This is a genomic window from Methylocella tundrae (assembly GCF_038024855.1).
Taxonomy (GTDB): Bacteria; Pseudomonadota; Alphaproteobacteria; order Rhizobiales; family Beijerinckiaceae; genus Methylocapsa; species Methylocapsa tundrae.
The window spans coordinates 704,647-729,172 of record NZ_CP139089.1; the positions used below are offsets into that span (position 1 = coordinate 704,647).

The 24,526-nt window shown below is 62.8% G+C and carries 23 protein-coding genes and 1 tRNA gene; 11 read left to right on the plus strand and 13 right to left on the minus strand.

Going from position 1 to position 24,526, the window contains the following annotated elements:
- Positions 1-63: 63 nt before the first annotated feature.
- Together apaG and argE are read left to right on the plus strand one after the other, a co-directional pair.
- Positions 64-456, plus strand: coding sequence for a Co2+/Mg2+ efflux protein ApaG (gene apaG / locus SIN04_RS05800; protein WP_134487163.1), 393 nt, complete (start codon positions 64-66; stop codon positions 454-456).
- 48 nt (positions 457-504) lie between these two features.
- Entirely contained in the window at positions 505-1,698 is a 1,194-nt protein-coding gene (gene argE, locus SIN04_RS05805) for an acetylornithine deacetylase (RefSeq protein WP_134487166.1), read from the plus strand.
- On the opposite strand, the gene SIN04_RS05810 is transcribed toward argE, so the two are convergent.
- The 3 genes from SIN04_RS05810 to SIN04_RS05820 form a co-directional block, all read right to left on the minus strand.
- The gene (locus SIN04_RS05810; protein WP_134487169.1) at positions 1,695-2,264 is read right to left on the minus strand and encodes an HNH endonuclease; all 570 of its coding nucleotides are present in this window, start codon (positions 2,262-2,264) and stop codon (positions 1,695-1,697) included. The genes argE and SIN04_RS05810 overlap by 4 nt on opposite strands.
- Before the next feature lie 215 nt (positions 2,265-2,479).
- A complete protein-coding gene (locus SIN04_RS05815; RefSeq protein WP_134487172.1) occupies positions 2,480-3,355 on the minus strand; it encodes a 3-hydroxybutyryl-CoA dehydrogenase in 876 nt (291 codons plus the stop codon).
- Between the two features lie 833 nt (positions 3,356-4,188).
- Positions 4,189-4,992 carry a hypothetical protein gene (locus tag SIN04_RS05820; RefSeq protein WP_166795856.1) on the minus strand — a complete coding sequence of 268 codons (804 nt, stop codon included), beginning with the start codon at positions 4,990-4,992 and terminating at the stop codon, positions 4,189-4,191.
- 280 nt (positions 4,993-5,272) lie between these two features.
- On the opposite strand from SIN04_RS05820, the gene SIN04_RS05825 reads away from it, so the two are divergent.
- Positions 5,273-5,806 carry a DUF1465 family protein gene (locus SIN04_RS05825; RefSeq protein ID WP_134487175.1) on the plus strand — a complete coding sequence of 178 codons (534 nt, stop codon included), beginning with the start codon at positions 5,273-5,275 and terminating at the stop codon, positions 5,804-5,806.
- Positions 5,807-5,881: 75 nt separating this feature from the next.
- On the opposite strand, the gene SIN04_RS05830 is transcribed toward SIN04_RS05825, so the two are convergent.
- Both SIN04_RS05830 and rpmE read right to left on the minus strand, forming a co-directional pair.
- On the minus strand, positions 5,882-6,403 hold the full coding sequence (locus tag SIN04_RS05830) for a cupin domain-containing protein (RefSeq protein WP_134487178.1): 522 nt from the start codon (positions 6,401-6,403) through the stop codon (positions 5,882-5,884).
- A complete protein-coding gene (rpmE, locus tag SIN04_RS05835) occupies positions 6,400-6,630 on the minus strand; it encodes a 50S ribosomal protein L31 (protein ID WP_134487181.1) in 231 nt (76 codons plus the stop codon). The genes SIN04_RS05830 and rpmE overlap by 4 nt, the downstream gene beginning before the upstream one ends.
- Positions 6,631-6,974: 344 nt before the next feature.
- On the opposite strand from rpmE, the gene SIN04_RS05840 reads away from it, so the two are divergent.
- Positions 6,975-8,270, plus strand: a complete 1,296-nt coding sequence (locus SIN04_RS05840; protein WP_134487184.1) for an adenylosuccinate synthase — start codon at positions 6,975-6,977, stop codon at positions 8,268-8,270.
- A gap of 90 nt (positions 8,271-8,360) precedes the next feature.
- Positions 8,361-10,157, plus strand: a complete 1,797-nt coding sequence (locus SIN04_RS05845; protein WP_134487187.1) for a hypothetical protein — start codon at positions 8,361-8,363, stop codon at positions 10,155-10,157.
- 122 nt (positions 10,158-10,279) lie between these two features.
- On the opposite strand, the gene SIN04_RS05850 is transcribed toward SIN04_RS05845, so the two are convergent.
- Entirely contained in the window at positions 10,280-11,050 is a 771-nt protein-coding gene (locus tag SIN04_RS05850) for a hypothetical protein (protein ID WP_134487189.1), read from the minus strand.
- A gap of 287 nt (positions 11,051-11,337) precedes the next feature.
- Here SIN04_RS05850 and SIN04_RS05855 point away from each other — a divergent pair.
- Positions 11,338-11,424: transfer RNA gene (locus SIN04_RS05855), tRNA-Leu, on the plus strand.
- A gap of 117 nt (positions 11,425-11,541) precedes the next feature.
- Here SIN04_RS05855 and SIN04_RS05860 read toward each other — a convergent pair.
- Complete coding sequence (locus SIN04_RS05860; protein ID WP_134487192.1) at positions 11,542-12,183, minus strand: HD domain-containing protein; 642 nt, start codon at positions 12,181-12,183, stop codon at positions 11,542-11,544.
- 162 nt (positions 12,184-12,345) lie between these two features.
- Here SIN04_RS05860 and SIN04_RS05865 point away from each other — a divergent pair, with 162 nt between their 5' ends.
- The 3 genes from SIN04_RS05865 to SIN04_RS05875 all read left to right on the plus strand — a co-directional run bounded on the left by SIN04_RS05865 (position 12,346) and on the right by SIN04_RS05875 (position 15,197).
- Positions 12,346-13,326, plus strand: a complete 981-nt coding sequence (locus SIN04_RS05865) for a GlxA family transcriptional regulator (protein WP_341264289.1) — start codon at positions 12,346-12,348, stop codon at positions 13,324-13,326.
- Positions 13,327-13,407: 81 nt separating this feature from the next.
- A complete protein-coding gene (gene pdxY / locus SIN04_RS05870; RefSeq protein ID WP_244605690.1) occupies positions 13,408-14,286 on the plus strand; it encodes a pyridoxal kinase in 879 nt (292 codons plus the stop codon).
- Between the two features lie 77 nt (positions 14,287-14,363).
- Positions 14,364-15,197: an RNA methyltransferase gene (locus tag SIN04_RS05875; RefSeq protein WP_134487198.1), complete on the plus strand. Its 834-nt coding sequence runs from the start codon at positions 14,364-14,366 to the stop codon at positions 15,195-15,197.
- Here SIN04_RS05875 and SIN04_RS05880 read toward each other — a convergent pair.
- Complete coding sequence (locus SIN04_RS05880) at positions 15,170-16,594, minus strand: MFS transporter (protein ID WP_134487202.1); 1,425 nt, start codon at positions 16,592-16,594, stop codon at positions 15,170-15,172. The two genes, SIN04_RS05875 and SIN04_RS05880, sit on opposite strands and share 28 nt — an antisense overlap.
- Before the next feature lie 137 nt (positions 16,595-16,731).
- Between SIN04_RS05880 and murI the strand changes: the two genes are divergently transcribed.
- Positions 16,732-17,568: a glutamate racemase gene (gene murI, locus SIN04_RS05885; protein WP_134487206.1), complete on the plus strand. Its 837-nt coding sequence runs from the start codon at positions 16,732-16,734 to the stop codon at positions 17,566-17,568.
- 50 nt (positions 17,569-17,618) lie between these two features.
- Positions 17,619-18,062: a thioredoxin TrxC gene (trxC, locus tag SIN04_RS05890; RefSeq protein WP_134487209.1), complete on the plus strand. Its 444-nt coding sequence runs from the start codon at positions 17,619-17,621 to the stop codon at positions 18,060-18,062.
- 38 nt (positions 18,063-18,100) lie between these two features.
- On the opposite strand, the gene xseA is transcribed toward trxC, so the two are convergent.
- From xseA to SIN04_RS05915, 5 genes are all read right to left on the minus strand, one after another.
- Positions 18,101-19,708 carry an exodeoxyribonuclease VII large subunit gene (gene xseA / locus SIN04_RS05895; RefSeq protein WP_134487212.1) on the minus strand — a complete coding sequence of 536 codons (1,608 nt, stop codon included), beginning with the start codon at positions 19,706-19,708 and terminating at the stop codon, positions 18,101-18,103.
- Positions 19,709-19,776: 68 nt separating this feature from the next.
- A complete protein-coding gene (locus tag SIN04_RS05900) occupies positions 19,777-20,490 on the minus strand; it encodes an anti-sigma factor (RefSeq protein WP_134487215.1) in 714 nt (237 codons plus the stop codon).
- Positions 20,487-21,044 (minus strand): sigma-70 family RNA polymerase sigma factor, encoded by a 558-nt coding sequence (locus tag SIN04_RS05905; RefSeq protein WP_244605691.1) that lies wholly within the window; start codon positions 21,042-21,044, stop codon positions 20,487-20,489. Before SIN04_RS05905 ends, SIN04_RS05900 begins: the two co-directional genes overlap by 4 nt.
- 111 nt (positions 21,045-21,155) lie before the next feature.
- The gene (ybaL, locus tag SIN04_RS05910) at positions 21,156-22,853 is read right to left on the minus strand and encodes a YbaL family putative K(+) efflux transporter (RefSeq protein ID WP_341264290.1); all 1,698 of its coding nucleotides are present in this window, start codon (positions 22,851-22,853) and stop codon (positions 21,156-21,158) included.
- A 277-nt stretch (positions 22,854-23,130) separates the two neighbouring features.
- Positions 23,131-24,450, minus strand: coding sequence for a DUF3422 family protein (locus SIN04_RS05915; protein WP_244605692.1), 1,320 nt, complete (start codon positions 24,448-24,450; stop codon positions 23,131-23,133).
- Between the last annotated feature and the right edge of the window lie 76 nt (positions 24,451-24,526).

Sequence of the window (24,526 nt, forward strand, 5' to 3'; positions counted from 1 at the left end):
AGGCTTGCCACGACGCCCCAATCTTCCGGCCCGGACGTTGAGAGCGCAGATCAGATCGCGACCATGTACAGCACCGTCACGCACGACATACAAATCACCGTTCTGCCAGAGTTCATTCCCGAGCGCTCGAACGCGGAGCAGGCGACATTCTTCTGGGCCTATACGGTCGAGATCGCAAACCAGGGCGACAAGACCGTGCAACTCACGGCGCGGCACTGGAAAATCACCGATGGGAATGGCAAGCTCGCCGAGGTGCAGGGACCCGGAGTCGTCGGCGAGCAGCCGATTTTGAAGCCTGGGGAAACCTTCCGCTATACGTCCGGCTCCAATCTGACGACCCCCTCGGGCATCATGACGGGGGCCTATAGCATGGTGGATGAGAACGGCGTCGTCTTCGAGGCGGAAATCCCGGTTTTCTCGCTGGATTCCCCTTTCGTGCGACGCGTTCTGAATTGAGCGGGGCGCGGGCCCGATCCGCTTCATGAACCAAGGAGCGGCCGTTTCATGTCTTCGCATCATGCTTCCTCAACCGGCGACGGCGATGCGCGGCTCGCGGCGTCGATCGAGATGCTGGAGCATCTTATTGGCTTCGATACTGAAAGTTCGAAGTCGAATCTCGCGCTGATCGCGGCTGTCGAAGCCTATCTCAAGGATTGCGGCGTCGATTACGTCAAGGTTCCAAATGAGATTGGCGACAAGGCGGCGCTTTTCTTGACGATCGGGCCGAAGGTCGACGGCGGCGTGGTTTTATCCGGCCATACCGATGTGGTGCCGGTCGCAGGCCAGAGCTGGACCAGCGATCCATTCAGGCTGCGCCGGGAAAATGGCCGCCTGTTTGGCCGCGGCGCCTGCGATATGAAGGGTTTCGACGCAATCTGCCTTGCGATGATCCCGGAGTTTCAGCAGGCCTCTCTGTCGCGTCCGGTCCACATTCTGCTCAGCTATGACGAAGAAACGACCTGCCGCGGGCCGCTCGACACGATTGCGCGCTTCGGCGTCGATCTGCCGCGGCCGGGAGCCGTGCTCGTCGGCGAGCCGACGCTGATGCAGGTCGCCGACGCCCACAAGGCGATCGTCACCTATCGCACCATTGTGCATGGGCATGAGGCGCATTCGTCAAAGCCCAACCTCGGGGCCAACGCGGTCGAGGCTGCCTGCGATCTGGTGACGGAACTTTATCGCTTCAATGACCAGCTCGCGGCTCAGGGCGACCCCTCGGGACGATTTGATCCGCCGGCCTCTACGATCGAGGTCGGCGTCATTCATGGCGGCACGGCGCGCAACATTCTCGCCAAGGAATGCGCCTTCGACTGGGAATTTCGCAGCCTGCCGCATGTTCCGCAAAATCTGGCGCTGGCCCATCTCGAAAGCTATATCGCCCGCGTTGCGCAGCCAAAACTGCGGCGGCACGCCAAGGACGCCTTCATCGAAACCTGTTCCGAGGTCGAGGTTCCAGGCCTCAGTCCCGAGCCTGGCTCCCATGCTGAAACTTTGGCGCTGAAGCTCGCCCATTCCAATCGCACGATCAGCGTGCCTTTCGCGACGGAAGCGGGGCAGTTTCAGGCGGCCGGAGCGCCGACCGTGGTCTGCGGGCCGGGCTCGATCGATCAGGCCCATCAGCCGGATGAATTTATCGAGGTCGCGCAAATGGAAGCCGGAATCGCCTTCATGCGGCGGCTTGCGAAGGAATTGAGCTAAGGCTCCAGCACAGAATCCCAATAAAGGTAATCCATCCAGCTTTCATGCAGATAATTCGGCGGGAAAAGCCGGCCATTCTGATGCAGATCGTTGACGGTCGGCTGGTAGGGCTTGTGGCTTGGCCACATATGCACTTCGCCTGGAAGCCGGTCGCTTTTGCGCAGATTGCAGGTGGAACAGGCCGCGACGACGTTTTCCCAGGTCGTCATCCCGCCCTTTGAGCGGGGAATCACATGATCAAAGGTCAGATCATGGCGAGAGCCACAGTATTGGCAGCTGAATCGGTCGCGAAGGAAGACGTTGAACCGTGTGAAGGCAGGGTGTCGCGAAGGCTTTATATAGGTCTTGAGAGAAACGACCGAAGGGAGCTGCATTTCGAAGCTCGGACTTCGGACTGCCTTATCGTAACTCGAGACGATATTCACACGGTCCAGAAAAACCGCCTTGATGGCGTCCTGCCATGACCATAGCGATAAGGGATAGTAACTCAAAGGCCGGAAGTCGGCATTGAGCACAAGGGCCGGACACGCTTCCGGCGAAGCAGTGGGATGGAAATGGACCGTCAACTCCGGCGCCTCTCCTTCAGCGTTTTCGCTTTAGCTTCTATGGCTTACCACGTCAATTCGATTTCGGCCCGGAGCAAAGCGGCGATTCGCCACTATAGTGTAGGTTGCGGATGACGGCCCTGTGAAGGCGGAAGCGTCCGAGCGCGGCCGCGTATGCATCAATCAACGGTGAAGGAGCGGCCCAAATCGGGTGGAGAAGCGCCTTACTCGGCGCATCAGCGAGTCGGGATGGGCGTTCCGCTGCGGTAATCATAAAAGCCGCGCTGCGTCTTTCGGCCGAGCCAGCCGGCTTCGACGTATTTTACGAGCAGGGGACATGGACGATATTTGGTGTCGGCAAGTCCCTCATGCAGGACTTGCATCACCGACAGCACGGTGTCGAGCCCGATGAAATCGGCGAGCTGAAGCGGCCCCATCGGATGATTGGCGCCAAGCCGCATGGCTGTATCAATCGCCTCGACCGATCCAACCCCTTCATAGAGCGTGTAGATCGCCTCGTTGATCATCGGCAGCAGGATGCGATTGACGATGAAGGCAGGGAAATCCTCCGATACCGTAAAGGTCTTCCCGAGGCGGGTAATCAGCTCTTTGGCCGCCTCGAACGTCTCATTTTCGGTGACGATGCCCCGGATCAGCTCGACGAGCTGCATGCGCGGGACGGGGTTCATGAAATGTATGCCGATGAAGCGCTCCGGCCGGTCCGTGGCCGACGCGAGCCGCGTAATGGAGATCGAGGACGTATTCGTTGCGAGCAGTGCTTCCGGGGGCAGCGAGGCGCAGAGCTTGGTGAAGATTCTGCGTTTGACTTCCTCGTTCTCGGAAGCCGCCTCAATGACGAGGTCGCAGTCGCGAAAGGCCTCGTAATCGATCCCGGGATGTATGCGCGCCAGAGCCGCGTCTCGAGCCGCCTCGTCGATCTGGTGCCGCTCCACCTGTTTCGCGAGACCCGATCCGATCACCGAGAGGGCCGCCGTGACGCGCTCCTCCGAAATGTCGTTAAGGACAACGTCCATGCCGGCGAGAGCGCAGACCTGGGCGATCCCGGAGCCCATTTGCCCTGCGCCGACCACCCCGATTTTGTTGATGTTCATTTCATCCGCCCATAACCGGAATAATCACCATGCCGCCCAGCTCCGGAAATGCTGAAGCAGGCGCGGCGTTCAAATGCCCGTTAACCGGCCCAGGGCACGCCCCGGCGCCCCAGCCGAGACCCGCCCTCAGGTCAAGTCGTTGAGACTTCTAGAACGGATCAAACATCTTGACCATAATCAAAATGTGCTTTCACCGCGTTGAAAGGCTCCGGAACATCGGCGGCATAGTCTGCTTCGATCCCGAGTGCAGGCTCGGCGCGAGAGTTTGAAAAATCGCCTCGTCCCTTTAGCTTCCTCATGGCGCCTTATGTCGAGTTTGCGCCCGCTTTGTAAAGTCTCGCTTGGAATGCAAAGCTTAAAAATCGCTGGCGAAGAGCTATTTATATTGCGGTGCTGACTGACGTATTTCAGCAAAAGTCACAGATGGCCCGCAGAATTAGGGTTAGGTAAATGGAATTCCTGGCGGCTTAATCATTCTCGACGCCTGACGCTCAAAATGTTCCGGGAATATTGTCGCGTTGCAGACTGGGTGAGCGGCTTATCGCTGGACATTTGGCCGGCGGTGGCCGCGAGGCGCGGCCACGGTTCGCCTCAGCCGGCGCTTTTTCGACAAAATGCCGACAGACGAGCTTGAGGTTGCGCGGGCAAACCCCTTGAGGGAGAATGTTAGAGACTTGTCCGCCTCAGTTCGCAATCGCGCAAATTCAGAACTCTGAAAAATTCAGAACTCTACCAAAGAAATCAGCACGCTCCGCCGATTTCCTCTCGCGAGGGCGGCGCGGTCCACGCCATCGTTTTGCGGCGCAGTCGGGCAAAACCTGCGCGCGGCGAATTCAAATCATTTCGATGCGTTCGATCGCGTCGCGCCGCTCCGCAACGGGGGCGGCCAGATAGCGCGGCTGAGGGTCGCCCTGAAAACTGTACGATCCGACATGGGTGAGTTTGCCCTCGGTATCGAGCCAGATTTTGCCGCCGATGTCGCGCCATCTCTGACAGAATCCGAAATCCTCGCTGACATAGGCGTTGGTCTCACGGTCTATCATGCAGTCGAAGAGGGCATAGCTGGCGCCTTTGCCGGCGTTGGAATAGGCATGCACGCTGGCGTAACGCGTTTCGGGATACGCCTCGATCATCCGTTCGATGACGTGACGCTTCAGCAGCATGAAGCCGCCGCCGCAATAGATCGCAGTTGCGAAACGGCCGCGGCGTTCGAGTTCCTTCCCCGCGCAGAGCGAGCCGACATAGAGGAGCGGCGCGGATTGAAAGCTCTCGTCCCTGGTGGCGGCGCGCCGGATGGCCGCGTTGCTCCAGTCGATCACTTTCAAAGGGTAGATGCCCGCGACGAAATCCTGGTCGAAGTTAAGCATGTGAAAGATCTGTTCCGCATCGAAGCTGATGTCGGCGTCGATGAACAGAAGGTGCGTTGCGGCGGGCGTCTCCAGGAATTGGCTGACGAGCGTGTTGCGGCTGCGTGTGATCAGCGAATCATGGCCGAGCAACGCGAGCGCCGCGTCGAAGCCGGCGGGTCCGGCAAATTGCATCAGGCTGAGAATCGATTGCATGTAGTGCTGGGAAACGAGCCCGCCAAAACAGGGCGTCGCGACGAAGACCATCGGTCGCTGCTGGGAGTGCGTCATGTTCGTCCTTGGCTGGCGCGGGGGAAAATCGCTTGACCTCAGGCGAAGGCTAGGCGGCCAAACATGCGCCAAGCCTTCGCCCTGCGCGGCGAAGGGCGGCGCGTTAAGCCTAACGAAAGGTAAAGCCCCCGCGCCGGGAATTCTCCGCTACTATGCCTCATCGCCGCTGCGGGTCTCTTAAGGAGACGCAGCGGAAACGAGTCATAATCCTCAGAAAGACGTAGCTTTTCGGAAATCCATAGCCGGGCTGACGCTTCAAGAATTTGGAACAGGCGCGAGAATGTTGCAAACGTCGCTTATCAAAACGGTCAATGCGGTGTCCTTCGGCGAGAAGCTGGTCGGCTCGGACCAGTTCCTGAGCCTCTTCAAGGAAGGAATGGATCTCGTCGGCGACGCCGCCGCTTATCTCGACGGCGCCGGTCGCGAGGAGGCGAGCGCCTTGCCGCGCCCCGCCGCGCTCGCCTATGCGGTTGAAAGCATGCGGCTGACGACGCGGTTGATGCAGATTGCGTCGTGGCTGTTGCTCCAGCGCGCCGTCAATGAAGGAGAATTGACCCGCGCCGAGGCGTCGAGCGAAAAACGCCGCATCCATCTGTCGCGGCAGGACGCCGTTTCGACAGAGGACCTTCTGTCGGAGCTGCCGCGGCGCCTCTGCGAACTCGTCGAAATGTCGCTTCGCGTTCAGGCGCGCATCCGCCATCTGGATGGGCTGATCTATCGCTCGGAAACTGTCCAGGCCCTCGCTCTGACGCCGAGCCCGGTGGAAGGCCAGATCGCGCTTTTGCGCGCGGCGTTTCCAAACGAAACGCTATGACACCGGAAAGGTGTAGACTTTCCGGACGCGCATCATGCGTCAAAACAAAGGTTTAAAGAGAAGGATGCGTTCCGCTCATACGAAGGCGCGCAGATCGCTGGCGCAGGCGGGATAAAGCGCCGCGAGCGCCTCGGCGTCGCCGATTTCAACGTCGGCGGGCGTGACCCCCGGCCATTCGGTGCTCCCGCCGAGGAACCAGCGCCGCTCCCCGAGGACGCGGGCGGTATGAAAGGTCGAGCCGGGGATCAGCAGCTGCACATGGTGACCGGCGCGAAGATCGGGGCCGACGACGATGCGTTCAGCCGCGCCGTCGTCGCGGAGCAGCAGAACCTCGAGCGGGTCGCCGAGATAATAGTGATAGAGCTGATCGTTGCGGATGCGATGCAGCTTGACCGGCGCCGTCGGGGCGACGAGAAAATAGAGGCCGGAGCCAAGCGGACGCCCGCCGTCGAAAGGCGCAGGAAGGCCGCCCGCGGCGATCGGCAGAGCGCTCCGATAGGTCTCGCGCACGAAGCCGCAGGTCGCGTTCGGCTCAAGTCCGAGCAGCGCGCAAACCTCGTCGGCGGTGAGTTCGGCGACTTTCGCCGCCGCGCTCACTTCTTGCCGAAGTTCAGGCCGCCAAAGCGCGAATTGAAGCGCGACAGACGTCCGCCGCGATCGAGCAATTGCGCCGAACCGCCGGTCCAGGCCGGATGCGTCTTGGGGTCGATGTCGAGGTTCAGGGTCGCGCCCGCCTCGCCATAGGTCGAGCGGGTCATGAACTCGGTTCCATCGGTCATCACGACCTTGATCAGATGGTATTGCGGATGAATATCGGCTTTCATCGAAAATCCTTGGACTGCTAGCAAGCTTTATGGCCATCGGCCTGTCGACGCGAGCCGGCCAAATGTCGGCGGAAGCGCTATCGCGGCCCGCGGCAGGTCGATCGTGACGGGAGAAAGCGCCCTATAGCAAAGCGCCTCGCGCCTGACAAGAGCGCGCGCCTATGTTGCACGGCCCTCGCGCGGGCGGCTTTACTCACGCGCGGCGATTGTGTACGCCGGAGCAGCCCGGCGCAAGCGCCGGGATTGTTTTTGAACGCCTTCGCGCCTGGTTGCGACTTCGGATCGAACCGGCCCCAGGCCAAGCCCTCAAGCGGCGCATTATCATTTAAGAGCGAACCGGATCAATGGCGAATGTGGTGGTGGTCGGCGCCCAATGGGGCGACGAGGGCAAGGGCAAGATCGTCGACTGGCTGTCGGTCGAGGCCGATATTGTGGTGCGTTTCCAGGGCGGCCACAATGCCGGCCACACGCTGGTTATCGACGGTCAGGTTTATAAGCTCGCGCTGTTGCCCTCCGGCATCGTGCGCCCCGGCAAGCTCTCGGTGATCGGTAATGGCGTCGTGCTTGATCCGCATCATCTTGTCGACGAGATCGCCAAGCTCGAAGGACAGGGCGTCGCCGTTTCGCCGGATAATCTGAAGATCGCCGATAATGTCACCTTGATTCTGGCGCTGCATCGCGAACTCGACGCGCACCGCGAATCCGCTTCGTCTGGCGGCCTCAAGATCGGCACGACCAAGCGCGGCATCGGGCCCGCCTATGAGGATAAGGTCGGGCGCCGCGCCATCCGGCTCATGGATCTTTCCGAGCCGCAGTCGCTTGGTGAAAAAATTGAACGCCTGCTCGCGCACCACGATCCGCTCCGGCGCGGGCTGGGGCTTGAGCCCGTCAGCGTCGCCGCGATCAGGGAGGAACTCGCCAGCGTCGCGCCGAAAATCCTCCCCTATATGGACGCCACATGGGATTTGCTCGAAACCGCGCGGCGCGACGGCAAGCGCATCCTCTTTGAAGGCGCGCAGGGCGCGCTGCTCGACGTCGATCACGGCACCTATCCTTTCGTGACCTCGTCGAACACCGTCGCCGCCAATGCAGCCACGGGCTCGGGCCTTGGGCCCAAGGCGATCGGTTATGTGCTCGGCATCGCCAAAGCCTATACGACGCGCGTCGGCGGCGGGCCTTTTCCAACCGAGCTTCTGGACGAGGTCGGCGAGCGCATCGGCGACAGGGGCCGTGAATTCGGCACAAATACGGGCCGGCGCAGACGCTGCGGCTGGTTCGACGCGGTGCTGGTGCGGCAAACGGTCAAGACTTCCGGCATTGACGGCATCGCTCTCACCAAGCTCGACATTCTGGACGGCTTTCCCGAAATCAAGGTCTGCGTCGGCTACCATCTCGACGGCGAGCGCGTCAGCCGCTTTCCGGCGAGCCAGGCGGCGCAGGCGCGCGTCGAGCCGATCTACGAGACGATGGAAGGCTGGGACGGCGTGACGTCAGGGGCGCGCTCCTGGGCCGAACTGCCGGCGCAGGCGATCAAATATGTGCGGCGCATCGAAGAGCTGATCGAGGCTCCGGTGGCGCTTTTATCGACAAGCCCGGAGCGCGCCGACACAATTCTCGTGCATAATCCTTTCCGGGATTGAGGAAGCGGCGACGGTGTGGATCGATTTTCCGCTCGTGATATAAGCGGCTTATGGATTGACGGCTAAGCGCTGGAATGGTCTGAACGGGACATGGCTGACTATTATCCGCTCCTCGCCAAGGCCGTCGCAGGCCTGCCTGATCCAACGCCGGATGCGCGGAGCGCCATCTATGATCGCGCCCGCAACGCTTTGCTCGGGCAATTGCGACGTCTTGAGCCGCCGATTCCGGAAGCTGAAATCGACCGTGAAAGCGCAGCTCTCGAAATCGCCGTGGCGCGGCTCGAAACAGAATTCGCGCCTCCGCCCGAGCCCGAGGCCATAGCGCCTGCGCTTCCCGCAGCCGACGTAGCGGCGCCGTCCGAGCCAAGCGAAGCGGCTCCCGTTTCGCCGCCGTCAGGCCTCGAGGCCGCTCCGGCGACGGAGGACGCTTCGCCCCAAGAGGCGCTCCCTGTCGCTGAGACGCCGCAGTCTCCGGCTTCATCGGGCTTCATCGCGCCGCCGCCGTCCGACGCGGCGGCTTCGGAAGCGAGCCCCGAACCCCCGCAGACGACCGCACCATCGTCAACGCTGGCGGCGCCGCGCCCGCCGATGTTCTTCAAGGTGCGCCGCGACAAGCCGCCGTTTTTCCCACCGGCGGCAAGGCTAGAGGGGTTTTCTGCCCGGCGCACGGCAGGGCCTGCGTCGGCGCTTCGTTCGCCGGCCTTTCCGGTCCCTCCGTCCAAAACCGACACCGCGCCTGGCGAGCCGCCGGAGGCGCCGGCTCAAACGCGGGCGCCAGCCGATGGGGCGCCGGCAGCGCCGCGGTTTCCTGAAATCGAGCGGGACGACTTTGAGCCTCGCCGGTCTGACGACCGCGACTTTCAGCCGCCTAAGTCATCTGACGGCGGCGCCTCTGACGCGGCCGCGTTCTATGAGAACGGCGCAGGCGCATTTGAGCCTGTTGGCGACGACGAATCGGGCGTTGCGCCGGAGCGCCCCGGGGCGCGTCAGCTTCCGTCAGCGTTAGCGAAGCCGAGAGCGGACACGCAGCGCCCCTTTGCGCCGCAGCCGCCGCGCGAAAGCGCCGCGCCGCCGCGTTTGTGGATTTTTGGCTTTATTTTAGGCTTGCTCGTTTTTCTCATTGCGATCGCCGCCTATGAGCTCAAAGACCGGCCGGAAGATCTGCGCCAGAAGGCCGCCGCGCCGGTCATCTCGCCCGAGGCAAGCTCAAATGGAAAGATCGTCGACCGCATCGGCGTCGGCTCGCAGTCGCCGGCTGGAGCTCCGGCTTCGTCATCCACGCGCGCGGCGGCGGACGCTTCCGCGACAAAGGATCAGGGCCCTTCGCCCGATGCGACGGCTCCCGTTTCACGCCGCGCCGCGCTTCTTGTCGAGGCGCCCGACGAGCAGTCAAAAGTGAAGACTTACCTTGGAGCGGTGGTCTGGAAGGTCGACAATGTCAGCAATGGGCCGGGCGATCCGCTCAGCATGGCGGTCCACGCTGAAATCGACATTCCCGAGGAGAAGCTGCAGGCGGAGATGACCCTCCAAAAGAACTTCGACAGCAGCCTGCCAGCCTCGCACACAATGAAAATTCAATTCACTGAACCCGCCGACAGCCCTCTTGGCGGGGTCCAGCAGATCAGCGTGCCGCAGATGCGGCGCGAGGACACGGCCACCGGCGACGCCCTTAGCGGCGTCCCTGTCGCGATCACGGATAATTCCTTTCTCGTGGGGTTGAACCGCGGCCCATCGGAAGCGACCAATCTCGACCTTTTGAAGTCGCGCGGATGGATCGACGTGCCGATGCTGCTGAGCAACGGCAAAATCGCCAAATTGACGTTTGAGAAGGGACCGGCCGGTGAGCGCGCGATCGATGACGCGCTCGCGGCCTGGAGCGCCCAGTAGAATTCTTTACACGGCGTTCCGTCAGGCCAGCTTCGAACATGACAGCGCAAGCATATTCGCGAACATCATGTGGTGAAATAACAAGGGAAAGAGCAATCGGCGTCGCGCTGGGCCAGCGTGCTCTAGCATGACCTTTCTATGCGATAGCCGGTCACCGAAACCACCCCACGATACACGCAGCCGCCAAAGCTCCCTGAAAATCCATAGGCGTCGGGGCCCGCCCGCAGATGTGCGCTGTCGCCGCCCTGCCATCTCGCATAACGGAAAGAGCGGGGCGCCGCATGGCGCTCGCGCGCCGGTTGCTCTGCATCGCGTTCGGAGCGGGCTGTCGCGACGCGATGAGCTCTGTCGCTTGGCGGCGCCGACGGCAGGGACGCGGGCCTGTCGATCCCCGCTTTTTCCGTGGCGGACTTCCGGGACGCCGGCTTCGCGACGCTCGGCTTGACAATCGCCGCTTTGGCGTCATTCGCCGTTCCGTTCTCGCCGCCGGACTTTGTTTGCGGAGCATCGGCTGCGAGGGCTGGGGCCGGTCCTTGCGGTATCGTGAAAAGCGTGGTTTTCGCTCCGGGGTCTTTTTCAGAGGCGGTGGAGATAGTGAGGGGCGTCAGAGGCGAGGCGTCGCGCATGGGCGCCTGCTCGGGCGCGACAGCCTCCGCCGACGGCGTTGGGAGGGCCGACTCCGTCATGGCGGCGTCCGTGGCGCCGAGGGTTTGGGGCGCGGCCGCTGGAGCTGCGTGCTGGGCCTCGGCAGCACTCGCCTCGGCGCTCGCGTTAAGCGCATCCGACGCTCTGACGACATCCGCCACCGAGGCCTGGCGCCGCGCGATCTCGACGGCCATGGCCGTCGTCACCAGCGCGAATGTCGTTACGATTACAACCGTGACGTTCTTCATGGCTCCATTTCCTTTCGCGGCATGGCCGGAGCATTTTTGAGCGATGAACGAAATGCCGTGGTCAGAAGAGCAAAATGTTCCAGCGCGAGACCGCCAGAGTGCCTCCTGTGTGGCTTGCGATCTGTGCGGAGCGACACCTCTATGAATGGGCCGGGGGAAAATGCTTGCTGACCGAGGCGCGGCCAAAAAAGCGCTGCGCGAGGTTGCGAGGCTCAGCGCAATCCGCTAACGGAGAGGGATTAGAAACGCTGACGGCTTGTTCGATCGAATCGAAAGCGTCGGCTTTTGCGGGCGTGGCGGAACTGGTAGACGCGCCGGACTCAAAATCCGGTTCTGGTGACAGAGTGTCGGTTCGATTCCGACCGCCCGCACCATTCTTCAGTATATCTGCGCCGAATGAGTCTTGCTGGTCGGGACAAGACTGCGAACGCCCCGCATCATCCGTAGAGAATGGCGAGGCGCTCTGGTCGTAGATCGGCCGGTCTGGAGGGTCAGCTCGGCCACGCAGAATTCAAAATCACGCTGCAGAAATTGCCGCGCCTGAAGCTCGGATCTTTGAATTCGATGACGTCCGCCTTGACGTTGCCGAAGGTCGTCTCCGGCTTGTGTTTGATTCCATCATAAAACGTGTTGATGATGCCCTGCTTGAAATGGTCGCCGCGCGGATGAGCGGCGACGATTTCCTGGCGTTCCCTATCTTTGAATCCCGCATAGTCGAGCCCCAGCACATCCATCTCGACGCCCGCTGTGAGGAGCGCGATTTCGGGCTTCATATGTTGCGGAATCCCTGGCGTGGTGTGCAGCGCGATCGCCGTCCAGACGATGTCGATATCGTTTTGTGAAATGCCGTGACGGCGCAGAAAATCGCGCGCGGTGTTGGCGCCATCCACTTCGAAACGCTCGGTTGCGCTGCTATGGGCGTGAGTCAGGCCCATATCGTGAAACATTGCGCCCGCATAAAGTAATTCCGGATCATATTTCAGCCCTCTGCGATTGCCGGAGAGAGCGCCGAAGAAAAAGACCCGCGAGGAATGGTGAAAGAGCAACGGGGACTCGGTGTCCCGCACCAGTTCGGTGATCTCCCGGGCAAGTTTACTGTCAGGCAGCTTAACGCCTGCGATCTCTAGCGACATGTCATCCTCCTGATGTCTAATGGGCGGCGGGCTTTGTCCTTCAGTGGATCAGTGCGCGCCGTTCCGTCCATTGAAGCGGAGGGGCTTGATGGCATCAATTGACGTAATACGATGAATTCTGCCATATTGCGATCCTGTCGGCCATGGGCGGGGCGATTTTCGATGAAGCTGGTGTCGATCCTTGCGATGCCCGGGGTGCAATTGCTCGACGTCTCGGGGCCCCTCGACGTTTTTGCGGAGGCGAATGCGCAGTCCGGCCGCGAGGCTTACCGTTTACGCGTGGTCGCCAGCATCGACGGACCGATCCGCAGTTCGTCCGGAATTCAGGTTCTTGCCGACCTCGTCGTCGGCCAGCCGGCCGCGCCTTCGGATACGCTGCTGATCGCCGGCGCACCCGGATTGGCTGAGGCTCGATTCGAACTTTCAACGCTCGAATGGGTGCGGAGCGAGGCGCTCGCAGCGCGCCGATATGGCTCCGTCTGCACTGGCGCTTTCCTGCTCGCCGCCGCTGGGCTTCTCGATGGGCGCCGCGTCACGACGCATTGGGCCGCGGCGAAAAAGTTGGCTTCCGGCTATCCGGCGATTCTCGTCGAGGAGGACGCCATCTATCTGGCGGACGGACCGCTGCGAACGGCGGCCGGCGTCACGGCCGGCATGGATCTCGCCTTGGCGCTTGTCGAAGAGGATTTCGGCCGCGATCTGGCAATGAAGATCGCCAGTCAGCTCGTCATGTATTTCAAGCGCCCCGGCGGCCAGATGCAGTTCAGCCGCCGGGGCGAGGCGGCGCCGTCCGGCCGCTCCGCTCTACAGGAGGTGCAACGTTGGATCGCCGCAAACCCGTCCGGCGATCACGCGGTCGAAAACCTTGCCGCGCGCGCAGGCGTCAGCGCGCGCCATTTCGCGCGGCTGTTTAGATCGGAGGTCGGCATGACCCCAGCGGCCTATGTGGAAATCGCCCGGGTCGACGCTGCGCGGCGCCTCCTTGAATCAGGGGCCGAGGCGCCAAAGCAGGTCGCCGCCCATTGCGGCTTCGCCAGCGCCGACACCCTGCGGCGGGCTTTCGTGCGTCATGTCGGCGTGACGCCGGCTGACTATCGCAAGAGTTTTGGCCGGCCCGACATGCGGTTGAGGGCGCTCGCGTGACGCTGAACATCCGGCGCGCGCTCGCCCATCGCGACAAATCTCTCTATAAGAGCGGACGACGATAAATTACGGGATATGGACGTGGAGAGCTCTGAAGCGAGGCGGGAGCCACCGGGCTCTATCGGGCTGGGGCCGCATGTCATCGCTATCCAGAGCCAGGTCGTCCATGGTCATGTCGGCAACAGCGCGGCGGTTTTTCCGATGCAGACGCTGGGGCTGACGGTCGCCGCCGTTCCAACGACGTTGCTCTCGAACCACCCCCTCTATCCAACGATGCGCGGGCGCGTGCTCGACGCCGCTCTCGTCGACGACCTTCTGCGCGGGGTCGAGGAGCGCGGGCTCGTTGAGGCTTCCAAAGCAATGCTCACCGGCTATCTCGGCTCCGCCCGCGTCGGCGCCGTCGTCGCGGAATTCGTCGGCCGGGCTAAGGCGCGAAATCCCGATCTCCTTTACGTCTGTGACCCGGTAATCGGGGATGACGGGCCTGGCGTTTTCGTCGCCGAGGAGATTATCGAGATTATTCGCGACCGCCTTGCGCCAGCGGCCTCGATCATTACGCCGAATCAGTTCGAGCTTGAACTTCTGACGCAAGCGCCTGCGCGCAGCATCATGGATTTGCACGTCGCCGCGGCGGGCTTCAGCCAGCGCGGGCCGATGCGCCTTGTCGTGACGGGATGCACGCTGATCGATACGCCAGCCGGCCACATCGAGACCATCGTCTACGATCACGGCGCTCTTCATCGCATCGCGACGCAGCGGCTTCCGATCAAACCGAACGGCGCGGGCGATCTTTTCGCCGGGCTGTTCGTCGCTCATCTCGCCAACGGGGCTGACCTCCTGCGCGCGGCTGAAGCCGCGACGGCCGGCGTCTTCAAAGTTCTGCAAAGAACCCTGGCCGAGCGTTCTTATGAGCTGCGGATTTCGCCCTCGGATTTTCTCCACGGCTGCAGGGCGCCTTGAGCCGGCGATTGCCTTTGTGCGTCCATTGAGGCAACACCGGCCTTTCGCAAGTCGAACACTTCAAGGCATGACGCACGATGACCGGCGCTGGAACAGATCGAACCAAGAAAAGCGCCGAGGGCGGACCCGCGGTTATATTGGTGCGCCCGCAGCTCGCCGTGAACATCGGCATGTGCGCCCGGGCGATGGCGAATTTCGGCCTCTCTGATCTGCGCCTCGTTTCGCCGCGCGAAGGCTGGCCGCGCACGGGAGCCTTGAAGAAAGGCGCCAACGCCGCCGCTGCGGGCGCCGTGCATCTGCTCGAGGGCGCGAAGCTCTTCGACACGCTGGAAGAGGCCGTCGCCGACCTCAATTTCGTCTATGCGACGACAGCGCGGGAACGGGGGCAACACAAGCCCGTCCTCACGCCTTTTGAGGCGATGCCGGAGGCGGCTCGAGCCATCGCGGCGGGGGAGAAAAGGGGCGTGCTGTTCGGGCCGGAACGAACCGGCCTCTCCAACGACGAAGTTGCTGTGGCCGATATGATCATCACCTTTCCGGTGAACCCCGCCTATGCCTCGCTCAATCTCGCACAGGCGGTGCTTCTCGTCGGCTATGAATGGATGCGCGCCTCAACGGAGGCGAAGGCGCCGTTTGTCGCGGATGCCCGCTCGCCCGCGGCCCCGCGCGAAATGGTGCTCTCCTTCTTCGCCTATATCGAAGGCGAACTTGAGCGCGCGGGATTCTTCCGTCCGATCGGCAAGGCGCCCGTGATGCGGCGCAACTTGCGGAATATCTTTCATCGCTTGAGTCTGAGCCAACAGGATGTCAGCACGCTGCGCGGCATGTTCGTCCGGCTTGTCGAAGGGCCGCGCGCTGAGAAGGCCGCAAAGACGGCGCAGACTCAATCGGAGGATGAAGATAAAGGCTGAGCGACGCTTTCGAGAGGCTTGCCTTCCGCCGCGACGCCGAAAAACCATTGGACGATGGCGGCGATCAGCATCAAGGCGGCCCCAATAAGATAGCCGATGAAAACGCTGCCGCGTGAGCCGGTGGCGATCAGCGCGCCGAGCAGATAGGGCGCGCCGGCGCCCCCGATTGCGGTTCCCATTGCGTAAAAGACGGCGATGGCGAGCGCCCTGATTTCGACCGGAAAGGTCTCGGACACAGTCAGGTAGGCGGCGCCGGCCGCCGCTGATGCAAAGAAGAAGATCGTCATCCAGGCGATCGTCTGCTGCGTCGCATCGATAAGGTCATGCGCGAACAGCCAGCCGCTGGCGGCGAGGAGAAGCCCCGAGAGGGCGTAGGTGAGCGCGATCATCGGCCTGCGGCCAATCGAATCGAACAGCGGACCGAGAATCAGCGGACCCAGCACATTGCCAAGAGCGAAAGGGAGAATGTACCAGCCGACATGATGCGATTCGACGCCGTAGAATCTGGTGAGAACCAGCGCATAGGTGAAAAAAATCGCATTATAGAAAAAAGCCTGCGCCGCCATCAGCGTGAGGCCGACGAGCGCGCGCTGGCGATAGGTGACGAAAAGCGTGTGGAATACCTCTTTCAGCGGCGTAAACTTGCGCGGGCGTATGCGCATCGGCTTCGTATCGGCGCTGCTCTCAGGCGCGCGTCTGGCCTTCGTCTCAATGTCGCCGGTGATGCGTTCGGCTTCCTCCGCCTGCCCATGAATCACGAGCCAGCGCGGGCTTTCGGGAATCCATGCGCGCAGCAACAGGATGACGAGACCCAGCGCCGACCCGATCAGGAAGGCGAGGCGCCAGCCGATTTCAGGGTTGATGATGGCGGGATCGAGCAGAACAATAGAGCTTGCCGCCCCGAGCGCGCCGCCGATCCAGAACGAGCCGTTTATGGCAAGGTCCGTCCGGCCGCGATAGCGCGCGGGAATCATCTCCTGAATGGTCGAATTGACGGCGCTATATTCGCCGCCGATGCCGGCGCCCGTCAAAAGCCGGAACAGACAGAAGCTCGCAAGATTCCAGCTGAGCGCGGTCGCCGCGGCCGAGACGAGATAGAGTCCGAGGGTCACGAAAAACAATAATCGGCGGCCGAGCCGGTCGGTCATCCAGCCGAACAAAAGCGCGCCCGTCACCGCGCCGATGAGGTAGATGCTCGAGGCGAGACCCACGTCGGCCTCGGAAAAATGCAGGCGGGGGCTGGCTACGAGAGCGCCCGAAACCGAGCCTGCGAGCGTCACTTCCAGCCCGTCCAGCACCCATGTGACGCCGAGCGCGACGACGACGAAGGTGTGGAATTTATTCCAACGCAAGCGGTCGAGCCGGGCCGGAACGCATGTTTCTACGACGTCCGCCATCTTTGTGTCTTGTTTCATTCCGATCAAGGATGTCTTAACCATTCGCGCCTGCATTTTCGGCCATAGCCTGGCTTTGCGGGTCGCTCCCGCCGCCAGAATAAGTTAGGAAAGGCCTGAACATCGCACCGGTTCCATTCATGTCCCGCGCGCCGCGAATTCTTGTGTTCGATTCTGGCCTTGGGGGCCTTACCGTCTTCGTCGAGGTGGCGCGCTTGCGTCCGGACGCGGAGTTCGTCTACGCGGCGGACGAGGCGGGCTTTCCCTATGGCGCCTTGCCGGAATCGGCGCTGGCGCCGCGCGTTCTCAGCGTCATCGGGCGGCTGATCGAAACTTACGCGCCGGACGTCGCCGTCATCGCCTGCAATACGGCCTCGACTTTGGTGCTGCCGCATTTGCGCTCAGCGTTTCCCACGCTGCCCTTCGTCGGCACTGTCCCGGCGATCAAACCCGCGGCGTATCAATCGCGCTCGAAGGTAATTTCCGTGCTGGCGACGCCGGGCACGGTCGCGCGCGATTACACACACGACCTCGTGCGCACCTATGCCGCCGATTGCAGCGTCACGCTGATTGGATCGAGCGCCCTCGCGAGCCTCGCGGAAGCTTTTATGCAGGGCGAGGCGCCCTCCGACAAGGCTATCCTGCGGGAGATCGCGCCGGCTTTCATCGAGGACGGCGGACAGCGCACGGATAGCATCGCGCTCGCCTGCACCCATTATCCTTTGTTGATCGAACAGTTTGAGCGGCTTGCGCCGTGGCCTGTGACATGGATCGACCCGGCCCCAGCCATCGCCCGCCGGACGGACCACGTTCTCGAAGATCTGGGGTTCAGGCTCGACACGGGCGAGCCTCCTGCAAATCCGGCGCTGGCGCTTTTCACGGGCGCCACGGAGCCCGGGCCAAAACTGCGCGAGGCGCTGCGCCGACGCGGCATCGACAGGATCGCTCTGGAGCCGATGCCGCTGGTTTTTGCGTGAATTGCGTGGAGCGTCGTCCTCGATCCGAATTGTGAATGGAGTTTCAGGAGATGGGCGCCACCGCCAGGAACATCGTCTGCGCGCATTGCCAGGCCGTCAATCGCGTGCCCGGCGACCGCGACCCGAAACAGGGCAAATGCGGGCGCTGCGGCAAGCCGCTCTTTGAAGGGCATCCATTTGCCACGGGCGGCGCAGCATTTGACAAACAGATTGACCGTAGCGACGTCCCGGTGGTGGTCGATTTCTGGGCGGATTGGTGCGGCCCATGCAAGATGATGGCGCCCGCCTATGAGCAGGTCGCGCTGGAACTCGAACCGAACTTTCGCTTCCTCAAGGTCGATACCGAAGCGGAACAGGCGCTTGCCGCGCGCTATAATATCAGGAGCATTCCCACGCTGATGGTGTTTCGCCACGGAGCCGTTCTGGCCCAGCGGGCGGGCGCGCTCGACCGCAATTCCTTGCGCGCCTGGCTGACGCAGATCCCTGTCGGGTGAGTCTGGCGCGGCAGGATAAACTCAGCCGATGAAACGCCCTAAAACAGTGAGCCCTGTCCACGCTCTTTCCGGTTTTTTTTGTTGTCCGGCGCCGTGCCGCGGCTGGATTTTGCGGGGCCTGTCGCCTGGCGTGCCTCCTGGGGCGGCCCGGCGATCGCGCTTTTGCGGCCGTCCGCGAATTCTATGTCGAGGAGCGCGCCATCGGCGATCCCGGCCGCCAGACGCAGCGGCTTGTTCTCGGCGTCCCGAACCAAGGCAAAACCGCGCGCAAGAACGTTCTTGTATCCGAGGCTGACGAGTAACTGGTCGAAGCGTCTAAGCTCCGCCCGCCGCCAGGCGATTCCTCCGCTAAATGCATGCGCCATGCGCCCGGCCAGCGCGTCCAGCCGGCGCCGCGCCGCCGCTGCTCTTTCCTGCTCCATGCGAACGCTGGAAATACGGGCATTGACCAGCCGGCTGCCGAGAGCTCTGATCCTTTCGCCGCGCCGTTCGGCGCCGGTCGCAAGAGCGCGGCGCATACGCTGCTCCAACGCTGAAAGGCGCTCGCCAGCTCGGCTAAGGCGGGCCTGCGGCGATTGCCGCGCGAGGCGCTGGGACAGCTTTCCGAGCGCGATGCGTTGACGGTCATGCGTGCGAAGCACCGCGCCCGAAAGGCGCCGGGAGGCATGATCGAGCCTCTGGCGCGGCAAAGCGAGGATCTCTTCGGCTTGCGGCAGGGCGCGGAAAAGCGCGCGCGCTTCGGCGCGGCGCCGCTCGATGAACCGCGCCATCGCGCCGGCATGCCGGCGCTCGAGATCGGCGAGGGCAGCGATGAGCTCCAGCCGCACGGGCACCGCCTTTTCGGCGGCGCCGGTCGGCGTCGGCGCGCGAAGATCCGCGACGTGGTCGATCAGCGTCCAGTCCGTTTCGTGACCGATGGCGGAGATCAGGGGGATGAGGCTGGCCGCCGCCGCGCGAACGACGATCTCCTCGTTAAAGCTCCAAAGATCCTCAAGCGAGCCGCCGCCCCGCGCCACGATGAGCACGTCGGGTCTTGCCAATGAGCCATCGGCGGGCAGGGCGCTGAAGCCCGTTATCGCCGCCGCGATTTCCGCCGCGGAGGTCTCGCCCTGCACGCGCACCGGCCAGACCAGCACATGGCGCGGGAAGCGATCGGCGATGCGGTGAAGAATATCACGGATGACGGCGCCGGTCGGCGAAGTCACGACGCCGATCCGCAGCGGCAAAAAGGGCAGAGCGCGCTTGCGCGCCTCGTCGAACAGGCCTTCGGCCGCGAGCTTGCGGCGGCGCTCCTCGAACAGCGCCATGAGCGCGCCGACGCCAGCCGGCTCGATCGCCTCGATGATGATCTGATAGCTCGATTTGCCCGGAAAGGTCGTAATCTTGCCGGTCGCGACGACTTCGAGACCCTCCTGCGGTTTGACCCGCAGGCGTGAAAAAACGCCTTTCCAGATCACGGCGTCGATGCGGGCGGAGGCGTCCTTGAGGCAGAAATAGGCATGGCCCGAGGAATGCGGCCCGCGATAATTGGAAATTTCGCCGCGCAGACGCACGAAACCAAAGCGATCCTCGATGGTTCGCTTCAAGGCGCTGGAGAGTTCCGAAACGCTGAGTTCGGGGGCGTTGGTCGCTGACGCTTCAGGCATAAGGGCTCGACTCTCGGCCATCAAGGTGGCTCTGGCGCATCAAAATCAATCGCGCCGTTGCAGAAGCGTCATTCCTTGATCAGTTGACCAGAGTAAACGACGGGGCCGGTCGGATCGCCGCTGGGAGAGCCGCCCTCAGGCTCGACTGTCACGGCGAAGCTCGCCTTGTCCAGCGAAAGGCCCGCCGGAAGCGGCATTTTGATCGCAATTCCGCCGACGAGCCCCATGGATTTTGGCGCCTTGCCCGCCCCGATATACCAAAGCTCGAGGCTTTTCCCGGATGGCGTTTGTGTGGAGACGGGGCGCACATAGACGCTTCCGTTGGCGAGATCGACGCGAACGACCAGCGCCGGCAGGTCGCCGCCGCGGTTGACGACCGCGACATAGGTCGGCTGCACGGCGGGATGCATCAATTGGCGATCGAGAATGAAGACAGCAAGTCCGGCGGCGAGAGCGCCCGCCGCGAGCGCCGCGGCGCGCCAGCGATTGAGCGAACGGCGAAGCGCGGTCGGCGGAGCCGATGAGTCGTCGGCGCGGCCGACCTCAAGGACGCCGAATGGCCGCGGCGAAGGCAGCGCGCCCTCGATCCGTTCCCAGACGCCCGGCGAGGGAGCCACTTCGGCCACGGCGACGCTCAGCGGAGCGAGACGCTGCTCCCACGCGGCGACGGCGGACCTTGTGTCCGCATCGTGTACGAGGACGCTGGTAAACAACGTCCGCTCATCCGCGTGCAGCGTGCCGAGCACATATTCCGCAGCCAGGATCTCGCGTTCCTCGGTCATGATGTCGGTTCCAGACACGCCTTTAAGGCCGTGAGGCTGCGGTGCAGCCAGGTCTTGATTGTGCTCACCGGCTTGCCGAAACGAACCGCAAGTTCGTCGCGCGAATAGCCTTCATAGTAAGCCAGGAGAACGCAGCTGCGGCTCGGCTCCTCGATCTCGCCGAGGCAATGGCGGAGCGCCGCAACGTCCATGAGATCAGCCTCGACATTGCGCGGGCCAGCGATCTTTTCCCACCAATCGCCATCGTCCCCGCCGACTGGAGCCGCCGTCAGGCTCTTTTGACGCAATATGTCAATCGTTCGGTTGCGCGCGATTGAGCTCAGCCAGGCGAGAGGCGATCCGGACTCCGGCGCGTAGGCGCCTGCGTTGCGCCAGACCCTGAGATAGACGTCTTGTAAAATATCTTCCGCCAGAGATCTGTTGCGGATGATACGCAAGATGATCGCGAAAAGTTTCGCTGATGTCTGATCGTAAAGCGCCCGAAAGGCGTTGCGATCTTCGCCCGCGACCGCGACGATCAGATCTGCGAGCCCGGTGTTGTCGATGCCCGGCAAAAGCGCTTCCCCCCGACCTGTGTCCGCTTGGGCGGACTGCGATGCCGAACTCTAGCAAAAAACCCGTTCGGCGCCAGCACTGCTCCTATCAACGGGCGTCGGCGTGAAAAGTTACGTCTTGGCGCGGCCAAAGCGCTCGAGCACATAGCGCGTCATGCTTTTTGCGAGTTCCTGCTCGCCGAGGAAGATCGTCGCGGCCTGTTCTTGCCGCAACAGCGTCGCTTCCTCCTCGTTGTGGGTGCGCACGACGGTCTCGATTGCCGGATTGACCTTGGCGGCGATGGCGAGCATTTGCCGGATATCGAGCGAGTCGGGCGTTGCGATGACGAGCACGCTCGCCTTGGCGATATGGGCCTGGATCAGCACCGCCATATCAGCGGCGTCGCCGGAGACGGCGGGAATCCCCATTTCGCGGCAATGCTCGACGATTTCACGATTTTGCTCGACCACTACGAATGGAATTCCGGCTTCGGCCAAGGCCGCGCCAATTCGCCGCCCGACTCGCCCATAGCCGACGATGATGCATTGCTTGGCGAGATATTTATCCTCGGTCGACATGGGAAGTTCGGCCAGAGGATCGTCGGGCCTCTCGACAAAGCGGGCGAGCTCCGATTTCGATTTGATCCAGCGCTGGATCGGCTCCAGCGCCTCAAATACCAGCGAGTTCAGCGTAATCGAAATCAGGGCGCCGGCCAGGATGAGATTTTGTCCCTCATGCGGCAGAAGGCCAAGCTTCATGCCGAGACCCGCCAGAATGAAAGAAAATTCGCCGATCTGCGCGAGGCTCGCCGAAACCGTCAGGGCCGTGTTGAGCGGATAGCGGAACATCAAGACGAGGGCCGCCGCCGCGAGCGACTTGCCGACAATGATGATGCCGACCACCGCGAGGATGCGCAAAGGCTGGTCGATCAATACCCTGGGGTCGAACAGCATGCCGACCGAAACAAAGAACAACACCGAGAAGGCGTCGCGCAAGGGGAGCGATTCCTCGGCGGCGCGGTGGCTGAATTCGGATTCTCGGATGACCATGCCGGCGAAAAATGCGCCAAGGGCAAAAGAAACGCCGAATAACTCGGCTGCGCCATAGGCAAGGCTGACCGCCGCGGCGACGACGCAAAGCGTGAAGAGCTCGCGCGAGCCAGTACGCGCGACCTGCCACAAAAGCCAGGGGAAGACGCGGCGGCCCACCACCAGCATCACCGTTACGAAGCCGGCGATCTTCGCGACGGTAATCTCGAGCGTCCACCAGAGATCCGGGCCGGCGCCAACGGCGGCGTGGCCGCCGAGAACGCCGGACAGCGGCGGCAACAGTACGAGGACAAGCACCATGGCGAGATCCTCGACGATCAGCCAGCCGACGGCGATGCGCCCGTTCGTCGTATCGAGGACGCCGCGGTTCTCCAGCGCCTTCAGCAGCACGACCGTGCTGGCGACGGAAAGGGCAAGGCCGAACACCAAAGCGCCTCCAAGGCCCCATCCCCAGTAGAGGGCGAGGGCGGCGCCCAAAGCCGTCGCCACGGCAATCTGCAAAATCGCCCCGGGCAGCGCGACTTTGCGCACGTCCCACAGGTCTTCGAGGGAAAAATGCAGCCCGACGCCGAACATCAAAAGCATCACGCCGATTTCGGCGAGTTGGGAGGCGATCTCGCCATTGGCCACGAAGCCGGGCGAAAAAGGACCAATGATGACGCCCGCCAGAAGATAGCCGACCAGTGCGGGCAGCTTCAGCTTCGCGGCAAAAAATCCGAAGATAAGTGCGACGCCAAAGGCGGCGGCGACCGTCGTGATGAGCGGAACTGCGTGTTGCACTTATGCTCTCCTGCCTCGCCCCGTTCGGGCGCGCGTCAAATCCCGCATTCCGCGCTCAAGCATGATGCCGAAAAAGTTGCCGGCTTCCGGACCCGCATCATGCGTCAAACAAGGGCTCAAAGAGCAGAATGCGATTCCCGGGCAGGCCGGCTGATCAGGCTGCATCGTCGCACAGCTCAAAGACGCGTCGACCTTCGCGATATGCCAGCAAGGAGCGGCGCGATCAACCATGATAGCGTCAGCGTGACCGTTGACGAAGGCTGACCCGGCGGCAAGGTCAATCGACGGGATGGCGTCCGCGCAGGCGCCGGACGTTCCACCAGACCAGGACGGCGACGAACGGCACGATGATTGCGGTCGCAAGCGCCGGGTCCAGCGCGTGCTCCTGCTGATGGACGCCTTCGAGAATGAGATGCGCGATCGAGGAGATGTAATAGGTAATGGCCGCGACGGACAGCCCTTCGACGGTCTGCTGCAGACGCAGTTGCATGCGCACGCGCTCGTTCATGTTCCGCAACAGATCCTGATTTTGGCTTTCCAGTTCGACTTCGACGCGCGTTCGCAGCAATTGCGCTGCGCGCACGAGCTTTTGCGACAGATTGTCCTGGCGAGCCTCGATGGCCGCGCAGGTTCGGATCGCAGGAGTGAGGCGGCGGGCGAGGAACGCGGCCAGCGTCGGCACGTCAGGCAGGGCCCGTTCGCCAATCGATTCAAGACGCAGGTTTAGCAAATCATAATAGGCTCTCGTCGCGCCGAAGCGATAAAGGCTCTGCGCGGCGGCGGTTTCGAGTTCGGCGGCAAGCGCGTTGAGCCGGTTCAGCAATTGCCGGCTCACGTCCAGACCTTCGCTGTCGCGCATACGCCCGATCAATTGCGGCAGTTCGGCCTCGATGTGGCTGATCTCAGGGGCAAGATCCTGCGCGCGCGGCAGGCCGAGCAGCGCAAGCGTGCGATAGGTTTCGAGTTCGAGCAGCCGTTGCGCCAGCGCTCCCGCCTCGACCTCGGTGAGCTTGCGATCCAGGATGAGAATGCGGACGAAGCCGAAGACGTCGGCATGAAAGTCAGTCGCGACGATCGCCGCGCCGTGGGAGACTTCCGACGCGGCCAATTCGCTTTGCCCGAAAAGACGCCGCCAGCTGTCGCCGATCTTGGCTTCCGGCAGCACGTCGAGATCAATGGCGACGAGGAGCGGCCCTGGCTGCGGCAGCATGCGCATGACGCGCGAGAGCTCGCCCGCATCGGGCCGGAACGCCGTCTTCTCAGCGTCGCCGGCGCCGGCGCCAACCTCCTGTGGAAACTCCCAGGTATAAGTGACGAATTCGCCGTGCCGCTCCCAGCGCAGCACCGTCGGGGCGAGTTCGACGCGATGATGCTTGGCGCCAGGCAGGGGCGCCTGCGCCGCGCGCTCGACGCAGAATTGAGCCAACGCCGCCTGCGCTTTCTCCGCCTCTTCGTGATTGGTCATGAAGGCGAAATGCAAAATGCGCTTGCAGCCGGCCATCGCCTCGAAAGGACGGGCGTGGACCTCGGCCAGCACGCGCGAGCGCAGGACGTGCTCTTTGAATCCGATATCGGCGGCGTCAGGTTTGTCCAGCACGCATCAGGTCCTTGCAGGGCGCGCCGCTGATCAATAGCCAGCGGAGCATTCGATTTGGCGATTATGCTCTCATACA

Excerpts from the sequence above, each read along its gene's own strand:
- SIN04_RS05820 (WP_166795856.1), bottom strand. The coding sequence starts at position 4,992 with ATGACGCACTCCCAGCAGCGACCGATGGTCTTCGTCGCGACGCCCTGT.
- SIN04_RS05825 (WP_134487175.1), top strand. The coding sequence starts at position 5,273 with ATGTTGCAAACGTCGCTTATCAAAACGGTCAATGCGGTGTCCTTCGGC.
- SIN04_RS05880 (WP_134487202.1), bottom strand. The coding sequence starts at position 16,594 with ATGGCGGACGTCGTAGAAACATGCGTTCCGGCCCGGCTCGACCGCTTG.
- SIN04_RS05860 (WP_134487192.1), bottom strand. The coding sequence starts at position 12,183 with ATGTCGCTAGAGATCGCAGGCGTTAAGCTGCCTGACAGTAAACTTGCC.
- SIN04_RS05840 (WP_134487184.1), top strand. The coding sequence starts at position 6,975 with ATGGCGAATGTGGTGGTGGTCGGCGCCCAATGGGGCGACGAGGGCAAG.
- SIN04_RS05865 (WP_341264289.1), top strand. The coding sequence starts at position 12,346 with ATGAAGCTGGTGTCGATCCTTGCGATGCCCGGGGTGCAATTGCTCGAC.
- argE (WP_134487166.1), top strand. The coding sequence starts at position 505 with ATGTCTTCGCATCATGCTTCCTCAACCGGCGACGGCGATGCGCGGCTC.
- SIN04_RS05875 (WP_134487198.1), top strand. The coding sequence starts at position 14,364 with ATGACCGGCGCTGGAACAGATCGAACCAAGAAAAGCGCCGAGGGCGGA.
- rpmE (WP_134487181.1), bottom strand. The coding sequence starts at position 6,630 with ATGAAAGCCGATATTCATCCGCAATACCATCTGATCAAGGTCGTGATG.
- trxC (WP_134487209.1), top strand. The coding sequence starts at position 17,619 with ATGGGCGCCACCGCCAGGAACATCGTCTGCGCGCATTGCCAGGCCGTC.
- SIN04_RS05845 (WP_134487187.1), top strand. The coding sequence starts at position 8,361 with ATGGCTGACTATTATCCGCTCCTCGCCAAGGCCGTCGCAGGCCTGCCT.
- murI (WP_134487206.1), top strand. The coding sequence starts at position 16,732 with ATGTCCCGCGCGCCGCGAATTCTTGTGTTCGATTCTGGCCTTGGGGGC.
- SIN04_RS05900 (WP_134487215.1), bottom strand. The coding sequence starts at position 20,490 with ATGACCGAGGAACGCGAGATCCTGGCTGCGGAATATGTGCTCGGCACG.
- xseA (WP_134487212.1), bottom strand. The coding sequence starts at position 19,708 with ATGCCTGAAGCGTCAGCGACCAACGCCCCCGAACTCAGCGTTTCGGAA.
- SIN04_RS05815 (WP_134487172.1), bottom strand. The coding sequence starts at position 3,355 with ATGAACATCAACAAAATCGGGGTGGTCGGCGCAGGGCAAATGGGCTCC.
- SIN04_RS05850 (WP_134487189.1), bottom strand. The coding sequence starts at position 11,050 with ATGAAGAACGTCACGGTTGTAATCGTAACGACATTCGCGCTGGTGACG.
- apaG (WP_134487163.1), top strand. The coding sequence starts at position 64 with ATGTACAGCACCGTCACGCACGACATACAAATCACCGTTCTGCCAGAG.